Genomic DNA, 12,551 nt, shown 5'->3' on the forward strand with positions numbered 1-12,551 from the left:
TGTGGCGCACTTTCTCTTCAACCATAACGGTCTTCGCGCCGTTGCTATAGGAACGTTGGTAACAGCATTAAGTGCATGTGGAGGCAGCGATGTAGAGGTACAATCTACACCGTTACCGCCCCCTACCGAGCAGCCAGTTGTAAATTACACAGGACCTACTGCGAGTACCGATGACGTCGCCAATTTCAAACGCGCATTATGGGATAACATTGCCACGGCCGACCGCTGCGGCGCGTGTCATACACAAGGGGTACAAACGCCCACTTTCGCGCGTAACGATGATATTAATTTAGCCTATGCCGATACAGGCGCCTTGGTAGATTTAGCACAACCAAGTGAGTCACGGCTTGTCACCAAAGTTGCTGGCGGCCACAACTGCTGGCTCACCAGCGACAGCGCTTGTGCCGACATCATGACGACATGGATTAGCGATTGGGCTAGTGACTCTGATGCGCAAAACCAAGCCACCGAAATAGAGCTACAAGCCCCTGTTGCTCGAGCACCAGGCTCGACCAAAAATTTTCCAGAAAGCCCTGCGCTTTTTGAGAGTACGGTGTATCCCATATTGCAAACGCATTGCGCTAGCTGTCACACCAATAGTGCCACCATTCCTATTTCGCCTTTCTTTTCATCGAGCGATATTGATGAAGCCTATGAAGCCGCTAAAGACCGAATGAACCTTGACGTACCGGACGATTCGCGTTTTGTGGTGCGTTTGCGCGATGAGTTTCACAATTGCTGGAGTGACTGCCAGCAAGATGGCAATGCCGTTAGCGCGGCGATTGCACAGATGTCAGACAATATTGAACTCACTGAGCTTGATGGAAACCTTGTTAACTCTGATGCTCTATCGTTATTTGACGGAACCCTAGCCAGTGGTGGCGGACGATTCGAGCAGTATGTCATTGCAAAATGGGAATTTAAAACCGGTAGCGGGAACACGGCATTTGACACGTCAGGCGTAGATCCGGCACTCGATTTGACACTCTCGGGCAGCTACAACTGGGTAGGCGGTTACGGCGTGCAGTTTGCCAATGGTAAAGCCCAAGGCAGCACCACCAACAGCCGAAAACTGTATGATCTCATTCTAGGTAGTGGCGAATTTGCGATTGAAGCTTGGGTAGCACCAGCGAATGTTACCCAAGAAGGCCCAGCGCGTATTGTGAGCTACTCTGGCGGACGCGACCGCCGCAACTTCACACTAGGGCAAACGCTATACAATTACGATGTGCTGCTACGCAATGAAAACACCGATGTAAATGGCGAACCCGCCTTATCAACTGCCGATGCCGATGAAGATTTACAAGCGGCCTTACAACATGTTGTGGTAAATATTGACGCCAATAACCGTCGTAGAATTTACGTTAACGGCGCGTTTACTGACGATATAGATGATGTTGAGGGTGGCAACTTCCTTGACTGGGATGACAGCTTTGCTTTTGTACTGGGCAGCGAAGTATCAGGCGACTTTCCATGGGCAGGTACACTGCGTATGGTTGCGGTTCACAACCGCACATTAACCGATGAAGAAATTACGAAAAACTTCGATGCGGGTGTGGGCCAGCAATACTTCTTGCTGTTTGGCATTAGTGATCTTATCGACGTACCACAAAGCTATATTGTCTTTGAAGTAAGCCAGTTTGATAGCTACAGCTACCTTTTTGCTGAGCCATTCTTTATTTCCCTTGATAGTAATGCGCAGATTCCAGACGTAGCCATAGAAGGAATTCGTATCGGCATAAACGGCAGAGAGTCTTTCGCGGGACAAGTGTTTTCAACGCTTAGTACTTCGATTAACGCAGCGTCTTATTCGGCACAGTCAGGTCAGCCGCTGTCACGACAAGGTACCATTATTCCTTTAGAGAAAGGGCCAGAACTAGACGAATTCTTTTTGACCTTTGAAGTGCTCGGCGACAATACTGATGTGCGTGTTGAGGCCACACCACCTGCCCCTGCAGAAGCGGCAGACCTCGAAGCGCAACCTGACATTGGCACCAAGCACTTCGCTGAGATTAACGCCAGCATGTCAGCAATGACTACCGTGCCGATGAGTACACCCTCTGTTAACCAGACCTTTAGTCAGTTGAAACAACAACTGCCGTCTGTCACCGACATCACCAGCTTCTTAGCGGCGAATCAAATGGCCGTTACTCAGCTTGCAATTAAATACTGCGATACCTTGGTTGAAAGTGACAGCTTACGCCAAGCCTACTTTCCGCAATTTGACTTCTCGCAACCGGCAGACACAGCGTTTAACGGCGCGGCTCGCGATGGCGTCATCAATCCTATTATTACGACAATGCTCGGCACTGATATTGGTACTCAAGCCGATGCCGCTCTAGTACGCAGTGAAGTTGAGCAGCTCATTGACCGCTTAACGCAATGCGCAAACGCTAACAGCTGCGACGTGCAGTATACGCGCACCGTGACTAAAGCAAGTTGTGCCGCCGTGCTTGGCAGCGCCACTATGCTGATACAGTAGGACAACAATTATGGCAAAACTTACATCACACTTTTTTAAGAAACGCCCTAAGCAAGCAGCAAGTGCAGATGCTCCTTTGTATCACCTTGATCACGGCCGCCCGATGAGTCGCCGCGAGTTCATCGCACAAGGTTTTTGTACGGGGGCAGCCACGGTTATGGGGGGCTCTGTAATGAGCCTATTTGCCAACCCTAAAATGGCACACGCCACGCTATCAGCCGATTTGGAAGCCTTAAAAGCAACCTGTGGTATTGCATCCCAAGGCGCGGGAAAAATACCCTTTATCGTTTTTGATCTCGCAGGCGGTGCGAATATAGCAGGCTCGAATGTACTGGTAGGTGGTCGCGGCGGCCAACTCGACTTTTTGAGCACCGCTGGCTACTCTCGCCAAGGCTTGCCGGGTGATATGGTGCCGTCCATTGCTAATCCTGACACTGATCTATCTGACTTTGTGAATAACGAATTAGGCCTAGCGTTTCACAGCGACAGTGCTTTTTTGCACGGTATACTCGATAAAGTCAGCGTAACTAATCGCGCCAACATCAATGGCGCTGTTATTCCCGCACGCTCAGAAAACGATACGGGTAACAACCCGCACAACCCCATGTACGGTATTAATCGCGCTGGAGCGGATGGGTCACTGCTTACCTTGATAGGCAGCCGCAACAGCGACTCAGGCGGCAACTCAATGGCGCCGGCAGCCATGATTGACGCTGCCGTAAGGCCCACCAAAATTGACAGACCGTCTGATGTAACTGGGCTTGTAGACACAGGCGATTTAGTTGGCTTATTAAGCCAGCAAGACTCGGTGTCTGTAATGGAGTCGATTCAGCGTATTAGTGATATGAAGCTTAACAACGTCAATACACAAATTACTGCTGACGAAGTCGTCAAAGACATGGTGCGCTGTGGCTATGTGAAAAGCGCTGACATTACCGACCGATTTGGCGACCCTTCAACTCTAGACCCAGCACTCGACCCCGTTATTGTAGGCAGCGACGGCATATTCAGTGAAGAAGAATTCAACGGTGACGGTGAGTTTAGAAAAACCGCTTCTGTAATGAAGTTGGTAATTAATGGCTTTGCCGGTGCAGGCACAATTACAATGGGCGGATATGATTATCACGACGGAAGTCGCGCCACCGGTGAGGTGCGCGACCGCCGAGCGGGACGCTGCATGGGTGCATGTTTAGAATACGCAGCACGAGTGGGCATGCCGCTTATGATGTATGTCTGCAGTGATGGCTCGGTATTCAGTAACGGCATGGTGGATGATTCAGAGAACGGCCGTGGCAAAGGTGTGTGGACGGGTGATAACTCATCAACGTCCGCCTCATTCTTCTTGGTATACAACCCCGGCGGCGCACCGCAGCTCATTGGCGCAACGCCAGATATGCAGGCGCAGCATCAGCAGCTTGGCTTTATGCGCAGCGACGGTTCAGTAGAAACAGCGTCAACACCAGCAGCAAACAATGTTAACTTGCTGGTTGAAACCATTATTCTAAATTATTTAGCGCTGCATGGAGAACAAGGTCAATTTGCGTCGATGTTTCCTAATCACGGATTGGGTAACAGTGCGTTAATGGACAGCCTAACTGCCTTTGAGCCTATCGTCAGTGGCACTATTTAATCTGCCTTTATAGTATGAAGGGGCTTTAAGTGTGTAAGCCCCTTCTTTCCACTCTCAATTCTCTCTATTCCCTAGGTCACATTCTGTAACACCACCTGGATTACTTGGCGTAAAAGTATGTTTGAACTAACCTTTAAACATACGCGTTTGCATTCCTTGCATTAGCATTTAAGCCACGCGCGCTAGTGTGTACATCATATAGCTCCTGCATAAGGCGGTACTTATGGGAAGAAGTCGAAACGATAATATTCTATACAAAGTACAACAGGAGTTATCACTAATACTCACACACGCAGGAGAAGGTATTTACGGTCTGGACTTAGATGGAAAAACCACCTTTGTTAATAATGCGGCAGCGCGTATGGTTGGATTAGAACTCGAGCACCTGAAGGGAAAGTGCAATCACACATTGGTGCATTACAAGCATGAAGACGGTTCTGAATATCCTAAAGACCAATGCCCAATATACGCCACTTTACAAGACGGGCAGCCTCGTCATGGCGATGACGAATATTTTGTGAGAGCCGATGGTACACTCTTCCCAATAGAGTATTTTGCAAACCCAATTTTGTCTGACGGAGAAGTAACGGGCGTTGTCGTTACCTTTATTGATATTACTGAACGCAAAGAAAAAGAGGCGCTACTTTATAAATATCAGCACCAGCTTGAAAAAATTGTAGAAGAGAAAACGCAAAAATTGGTTCAAGCAAACGAAAAGCTGAAGAAACTAACACTAACCGACGGGCTAACAGGAGTAGCTAATCGGCGCTCCTTTGACAAAGCATTAAGTAAAGAAATTCGCAGATCAAAACGTTCAAATAAACCCATAACGCTTATACTCGGCGATATCGATTTTTTCAAAAAATACAATGACACCTATGGCCATATTGAAGGTGACAGTTGCCTGCAGCAGGTTGGCCAGACACTGAAGACGGTGTTTCAACGAGCAGGCGATTTTGTCGCGCGTTATGGTGGTGAAGAGTTTGCAGTTATATTGACAGACACAGATGCAAGCGGCGCCGAACACGCCGCACAAAAGCTTCTCAACCATATTCAATCACTCAAAATAGCGCACTCTTGCTCTGAAGTTAGTCAGTATGTGAGCATGAGTTTAGGTATAGTGCATACCATTCCCCAAAGTACGAAAAGTGAGTCACTTATTGAATTGGCAGACAAAGCGCTATACAACGCTAAAGCTACGGGAAGAAATAAATACGTTATGGTTTAGCGCGTACGAACTTTTACGCAGCATTCTTACTGCGTTAATCCCGCTGAGTAATGTAGCTTTCGCTCATTATCTAAAATGATAGCTTCATAGTCAGGTAAGGTATTAATCAGATTAATACCATCGACCACGCCCAACACAAATACAGTGGTAGAAAGAGCATCGTTGATCGTACTTGATGGCCCAATAATCGATACTGACTGCACTTCATACGCTGATTTGCCTGTTTTAGGTGACAGAATATGATGGTATCGGTTGCCATCTTCTTCGAAATAACGCTCATAATCGCCGGATGTCGAAATGGCGATACTCTCAAGGGGTAACCTTACTGCTTGCTTGTCTTCGTTTCGCGGGTCGCGAATACCGACCACCCAAGGTCTGCCGCGTCGGTCTCCTAGAAGGCGGGTATCGCCTCCTGCAGTAACCAGCGCATGCTCTATTCCCATCGCAATCAGTGCTTCTATCGATTTATCAACAGCGTAGCCTTTTCCTATACCACCAAGGTCAACTTTAACGTCGGGATGGTTAAAAAAAACGGTGTTTTCTTCATTATTTAGCGCAATATGGCGATAATTTACGGCGTTAAGCTGCTTATCAATACGGTCTTGATCGGGTTTTGCGTGGTTGCGATAGTCGTACATAAAGCCAACGCTAGCGAAGGTGATATCAAAGGCACCATGGCTCATCGCGCTAAAGGTGTTGGCTTTTTCGATAAGTTCAAACAAAGCGGTATCGACTTTTACAGGGTGCAGGGCTGCCTCGCGATTCAGCATGGCAAGCTGACTCGTTTCAATATAAGGGCTCATAAGTTGGTTAACCGCCTCCATTTGAGTGAAGACGGTTTCAATAGCAGCGTCACCATGGGCTTTGTTATCAGCCCACACTTGCACCTCGATATTGGTACCCATAATACTGGCATTGCCCCAAAACCAATCTGCTAATAGTGTGTTGGGTGAACATACTCCCCAAAATGCCAATAGTGCTAGCCACTTTTTCATACTGTCAGTTCGCATTGCTCTGAAAAAAATTGCATATAACAATGGCACTACCATAGCACACCCCTTTTAAATTGCGGGTGTTAGCATTTATATCTGAGTATCTTTTATATTTAGGCACTTCTACTGGGCATTTTTAAAGGGCCTTGGGTGAGCCCTGCTACTGATTTGCCAATTCGCGCTCGCTTTTAAGCCCTAAGACCTTTTTAAAGAAAAGTGTGGCTGGGCAAAACCCTGTAAAGCTTTGCTGGAACAAATTGGCACCGATAAACACGGTAAACCACATGAAGTTAGGGTGCACAAAGTGGGTAAGCGCCACCGACAGTAACACCATAAAACCTGCAAATGCGGTAAGGGCTTTTTCTTGAGACATGATAATTCCTCTTCACTTTACTCATGTAGTGGCTGTCAGAAACACAAACGATTGACCTGACAGTCTTTTCAAACTGACGTTAATAAAAATAGCGATACGCTACGTACGCATTGCTGGCATCTTCAAACTGCCCCCAAAAAGTAAATGGATTGTCACCACCAAACAGGTTAATACCACTTCGAATTTGCCATTTGTCGGTAGGCGAATAAGTGACGGTTGCCTTTAGGTAAGCGTCATTATCGCTGGGGGAATAAAAAATAAAGCCATTTACGTTAAGTGTTTGACGAAGGGCCATCCATGTCAGGCGCGCCGTAGTCCAATGACGATATTTTTCTTGTAGAGTTTCCAATGTGCCCATGGTGCGATCTAGCCTTGCAGCATCATGGGTATACTCGGTATACCACTGCACACCCGCGGTAACGTTGGCCACAAGTTCTTGGCTGTAACCTAAAAGAAAACGGCTTTGATCATTAGGTATAAACGGGTTGCTACCATCGGTATCTTCTGTGCTGTTGTAAAATACGTATTCGGCGTTGGCTATTCCGCTACCAATGGGAGCCACTGCACTCACGCCATACGCGTTCATTTTGCTATAGCGAGGGCGACCGCTCACATCAAACGCGGTAGGTTGTTTGCTGTAACCCACATAGCCATATGCCGCTAACTCTATGCTTGATACAGTTTTATAAACGCGCAGTGCAATTTCTCGATTGGTAGGGCGATTTTCATCAACAACACTAAATGCTGGGGCAATATTTTGCTGAGCCTGTGGGCTGTAAAATGAAAACACCTCGCCGGTTATACCGATGTCGGGCTCAAACTGTGGCATATAAACCACATCCACGTTGGCCAGTTCAAAATAGCCCGACAGCTTTAATGCTGTGCTGGGCGCTTTCAGATATTCGTCATCGCGACCGGAAAAAAACGATTGATAGTCTTTAGGAAAGAGATCGTTTAGAAAAACATAATCGCCTGTGCCCCAAGTGAGTACCTGTCGGCCAATTTTCATATCAAAGGCATTAGCCCATGCAGCATTGCCTGCCACACTCTGTGGTAATAACTCACGTAAGTTACCCTGCCACGCAAGTTCTCTCACTTGGCTTTGCCAGCGCTTTTTAACCCCATCGTAAAAAACATCCACTTTTGATGAAAGCGACGACGCACTTAGTGCATAGTCTGCACGAAGCTGTACCCTTGCATCACGCAATGTACTTTGCGTATCAAGGGCCATGTCGCGCTGCATTCTGTTACCAATGGCAAGTTCGCCAAAGCCGCTGAATGTAAGCGCGTTTGACTCAGTTACTGCCCAATCACTCTCTGCCCAATCATTCTCATCCCAGACATCGTTTTCCCAGCCGTCGCTTTGCCATTCGCTTTGTTCATCTGCAGGCACAGCATCTTGAGCAGAACCTTGAGCAGCAGCTTGGACCGCACCTTGGGCAGTATTTGGTGGCGTGCTTTGAGTTTGTTGTGAAAACGCAATCTGGCTATGCATTACCGGTAACAATGCAAGCAAAATAAAAGGCATTTTCTTGGCATGTTTAATTAGCATCGTCAATCAGCTCACATACTAGTTCATGTATGCCTGTGGCGGCACACGCAGACTGCGCTCGCTAAAGATACTATCGGGTAAGTCAACGTCGTACTGCACACCTTTAAACTCCATTAAGGTATACCCTCCTGAGGCTAAATCTGACACCTTGCTGCGCACCACTGTAGGGTGGCCTTGAATAATTTCCACACTTACCGCTTCAACACGACGATAGTTGTTATCACCTTTATAAAAATTAATGGTGGTTGGTAAGAAAGTACGCTTGTCGATTTCAACCAGATAGTGGGTAAACTCAACGCTTTGAGGCATTTTAGGGGTAGCCTTAAGCACATAATGTGTATCAGATTGAGAAACCAAGGTGAAATCATCCTGCGCGATTGCGCGCCCCGACACATCTTCATAGAAAAAATGAGAGCCTACGAACGACGTCCGCTTATCTCCTGCGGCAATACGCTTCACTAAATCAAGCGCCGGAAGATATAACCAACGGTCGTCATCAGTATTGAGGTCAGCATGCTTTTCAACACGAAAAACCGTGCCTTGTACTTCTGTAGGACGGCTAAAAAACACCAGCATGCGTTGGTCGCCAGTATCTGCGCCTTCATCAGTGGTTACGTCTTTGCGCAAAATAGTGAACTGACGCATTTGTTTACGGCCTTGTTCGTCCACAATGAGCATGCGCGCCATAGACTTACCGTCTTTGCCAGAGTAGTACGCCACCTGCTCGGCTTTTTTAACAATTGTATCGACATCGAGTGCCATGTCTGTATTAGCTTGCTGCTCTGATGGCTGTGCAGCGAGCGTAGTGGCTGATACAAGCAGTGCTATCACCCATACCGTGAATAACTTTATATTTTCAGAAAGAACAGTTGTAACGCGCATTTTAGGCCTCCTTGAAAACCCAACGTTTAAACATGATCATGGCCGCGGGTAACACCAACAAGGTGACCAGCGCCGAAATAAACATAATACTGGCGAGGAAAACGCCCACCGTGATGTAAGGTACCAGTGGCGCCAGTAGTAGTGGCGTGAACCCAAGCGCAATAACCAACGCATTTCGAGTAATCGCACCGGCGGGCTCGTCGAACATAGCGTTTAAGGTGGCGTTTACATTGCCCGTTTCTTTGTATATTTCTTTTGCCCTTGCCAAAAAGTGGATAGCGAAGTCTACCGACAACCCCAGTGTCAGTGCAGACAGCACGGCAATTGGCATATCGTAATCTTTGCCAACAATGCCAATTGCGCCATAGATAAACGTGATAGTGATGGTCAATGGCAACATAGCGAGTACGCCAAACACCAGTGAGCGGAACAGTACGACCATCATCAAGAACACAATAATGAATGCGCTTAGCAAGCTTTCGAGCATGCCTGCCACCATATTTTCTTGCCATACCACGTTGAGATAGGCTTTGCCTGCCCACTGATAGCGCAAGCCTTCAGGTAACGGATTTTGCGCAAAGTAATCATCTACCAGCTTGATTACTTGGGTCATATCTTGGTTGTCACCACTGGTTAGTTGCAGCCATACCAGCGTTTTCTGATAGTCAGGCGTTACAAAATGCCATAAGTCTTGCGGACGGTGTGAAGACTGGTATTGCAATAGGGTTTGAGCAATTGCCGCTTGTGTTGTGGGTAGTACGTAGTCTTTGTCTTGCCCTGAGCGAAGCTCTCGGTTGACCACTTTAACAATATCGCTTAGCGATTGAGATTTACCGATCAGTGCTTGCTCACTAAGATAGGCCTGTAAGCTATCTAGCAGCGCTACGTTCTCAGGCTGTTGAAATACTTTGCTTTCTCGCTTAATGGTTTCTACACGTTTAGACAGAGATTCCAAGGCTGTTATTGCGCGATCGTCATTGACGTCAAAAAGTGCATCATCTATGCGTAAAGAAAGCTGGCTAAGTCGATTATCTTCAGTTTCTTGTCGCAGCAGTGTCAGCGTTTGTTGTTTCCATTGGTTAAGCGAATCTGGCAATTGCGACGTTGCTAAAATACGCTCTGCGCCCTCAGCCTCGCGACTACTCTCAATCACGATATAAGCGTTATAAGTACCAGCAAACGCTTGATTTAGTGCCCGGTCTGCCACACGAATTTCATGATCAGATTTAAACCAACGAACGGGGTTATCGTTTATTTGAATTTGCGAAATACCCCACACAGACACAGCAGATACTATGGTAAACGTTATTAACAGCGCACTTTTATAGTTGAGTGCAACATAACGAACACGGTCTATGCCGCGCTGTAGCAACGTTTCACTTCTACCTTCGTGAAGTGATTGCTGAAGTTTCTGTAGTGATGCATCTGACATGCGCGAGATGTATGCCGGTATAAACGTGAGGGTAATCACAAACGCTAATAAAATGCCAAAGCCAATGTAAGCACCAAATATCTGCACTGGTGGAATTGGCGTTAGCATGAGAGAGAAGAAACCCGCCGACGATGTCAGTGACGTAAACAGCATGGGTTTAAATAGATGCTCAACAACGGTAGTAATAACCTCATTTGCCTTTTGACCAGGCTTATAGCGGTCTGAAAATTCAGAAAGAATGTGTACAGAATCTACGACGGCTATGGGCATAAGAAAAATCGCAATCATTGATGACATGATATGCACCGTAAACCCCATACCAATTAGCGCGCCCATGGTTATGATGACAGTTGCCATCGCCACTACCATAGGAGCACTAATCAAGGTGAGATTGCGGAAAAACACAAACAGTAAAACAAAGATCATCAAGCCCGCCGCAGGCGCTGCAATGCCCATCTGTACGAACATTTCAACACCAAATTGGTCTTCGGCCACCGGAAGGCCAGTAATGTGCCACTGCAATGTGCTGTTAGAATCTCGACTATCTGCATTACTTTTACCACTGTTCTCTAAGAACAGGCGAATATCTTGTGCAATGCGATAACTTTCGTTTTTATCTTTTATTGGTACATAAATAGCCGCCGCGTTGCCTGACGACGACGCTAGCGTGCCATCTAGCATAGGCAGTCGCGAAATTGCAGAGGCAATATCTTTAGCCTGAACATCTGATGCGGGAGGTGCTGACATCATCCAAGAAAAGACCAACTCGCCCTGATCACCTTGTGTAATGTTATCCACCGTGGAAAACGACATCACATCCCGTTCGACAACACCGTCTATAGATAAAATATGCTGGGTAAGACTATCGATAGCCACTAGGTTTTCTTGTGTGAAGATGTCGCCCGTCGGGGCAATCACGCCAACAACAATGGCATCAAACATGGCGAAGGTTTGTTTTGTCTCATTGTGAAAAGTACGCGCAGGATGAGTGCGTTCGAGCATGTTCTCCGGATCGGTATCAATCGCGATAAGACGCATTTGGAATGCACAAAATAACACTATCGCAAGCAATGCGGCATATACCCATTTCCCTTTATGCGTAGATATCCACAATAACTTTTCGACGATGCGAGTACTTAGTGCTGTCATAAAAACTCCAAAGAACCAACTTAACTCAAGACAAATCAAAATAAGATAAATCTTATATATAAATAATCTTATATTAATACACTAAGATCAAGCTATTTTTTAAACAGTACCGAGCCAGCACATTTTGTTGTTTGTAAAACGCGACACACACTTTGAAAAAACTACATATCGTTTTTTCAAAGTGCGTGTAGTAGCTTTTTACCCTACGTACAGAAGAACAAACAAACCCATAAAAATCAAAGATATAAACATGTTACTTTCGAAAATAAATTTCTGGCACAGATAAAGCATAGATTAGACTAACGGATAAAGACAGAATGCAATGTGTAGCCAGGAAGGCTTTAGTAACGGAGAGACCAGATTGCATGGGTGATTGATATTGACGTTGACGACATTGGATGTAATTGGACTTGGTCAACAAGGAAACCGGAGTGTTTTGATATCGATGCTAAGGACAAGGTGTTTTGTATTCGTTAAGCGCTGGACGATGATGAGGTTAGGTAAAAGACAACCTAAATAAACTCGCAGGATGCAACGAACTTGTTTCAAAAGGAATGCAAACAAGTACAAGAGTACCTACATCGAAAGCTTTGACAGTGATGTCTCGTGCAGCAAGGGATTGTTGACCCTATTTGGATTCGTTGAATGACTTTGTGTGTTCCTTCAGCGAAACCATTGTGAGGACACTGGTAATGTCGTCGATGTTATTAGTGAGTTGTCATCAGGCGACTACCCTCTCCCCTCAAAGGCCCATCCCGGCCTTTACATACCTCTGATTTTGGCCCGCCTTTGGCGGGCATTTTTTTAGCGTCGCTATGATATACTGCTTGC

The 12,551-nt window shown here is 46.5% G+C and carries 8 protein-coding genes; 3 read left to right on the plus strand and 5 right to left on the minus strand.

Annotated elements, in window-relative coordinates; translation table 11 throughout:
* Position 1 precedes the first annotated feature (1 nt).
* The 3 genes from OZ660_RS18505 to OZ660_RS18515 all read left to right on the plus strand — a co-directional run bounded on the left by OZ660_RS18505 (position 2) and on the right by OZ660_RS18515 (position 5,340).
* Positions 2-2,482, plus strand: a complete 2,481-nt coding sequence (locus tag OZ660_RS18505; protein ID WP_274741959.1) for a LamG domain-containing protein — start codon at positions 2-4, stop codon at positions 2,480-2,482.
* Between the two features lie 10 nt (positions 2,483-2,492).
* On the plus strand, positions 2,493-4,112 hold the full coding sequence (locus tag OZ660_RS18510) for a general secretion pathway protein GspF (RefSeq protein ID WP_274741960.1): 1,620 nt from the start codon (positions 2,493-2,495) through the stop codon (positions 4,110-4,112).
* 223 nt (positions 4,113-4,335) lie between these two features.
* Positions 4,336-5,340: a sensor domain-containing diguanylate cyclase gene (locus OZ660_RS18515; protein ID WP_274741961.1), complete on the plus strand. Its 1,005-nt coding sequence runs from the start codon at positions 4,336-4,338 to the stop codon at positions 5,338-5,340.
* 26 nt (positions 5,341-5,366) lie between these two features.
* Here the strand turns inward: OZ660_RS18515 and OZ660_RS18520 are convergent, their stop codons facing one another.
* From OZ660_RS18520 to OZ660_RS18540, 5 genes are all read right to left on the minus strand, one after another.
* Complete coding sequence (locus OZ660_RS18520) at positions 5,367-6,389, minus strand: FAD:protein FMN transferase (protein WP_274741962.1); 1,023 nt, start codon at positions 6,387-6,389, stop codon at positions 5,367-5,369.
* 103 nt (positions 6,390-6,492) lie between these two features.
* A complete protein-coding gene (locus tag OZ660_RS18525) occupies positions 6,493-6,705 on the minus strand; it encodes a YgaP family membrane protein (RefSeq protein WP_202262821.1) in 213 nt (70 codons plus the stop codon).
* Positions 6,706-6,784: 79 nt separating this feature from the next.
* Positions 6,785-8,257, minus strand: coding sequence for a hypothetical protein (locus tag OZ660_RS18530; RefSeq protein WP_274741963.1), 1,473 nt, complete (start codon positions 8,255-8,257; stop codon positions 6,785-6,787).
* An 18-nt stretch (positions 8,258-8,275) separates the two neighbouring features.
* Positions 8,276-9,139, minus strand: coding sequence for an outer membrane lipoprotein-sorting protein (locus OZ660_RS18535; RefSeq protein WP_202262823.1), 864 nt, complete (start codon positions 9,137-9,139; stop codon positions 8,276-8,278).
* A gap of 1 nt (position 9,140) precedes the next feature.
* Positions 9,141-11,720, minus strand: a complete 2,580-nt coding sequence (locus tag OZ660_RS18540) for an efflux RND transporter permease subunit (RefSeq protein ID WP_274741964.1) — start codon at positions 11,718-11,720, stop codon at positions 9,141-9,143.
* Positions 11,721-12,551: the final 831 nt, after the last annotated feature.

Source organism: Alteromonas sp. 009811495 (assembly GCF_028865455.1).
In the GTDB taxonomy this organism is placed as follows: domain Bacteria; phylum Pseudomonadota; class Gammaproteobacteria; order Enterobacterales; family Alteromonadaceae; genus Alteromonas.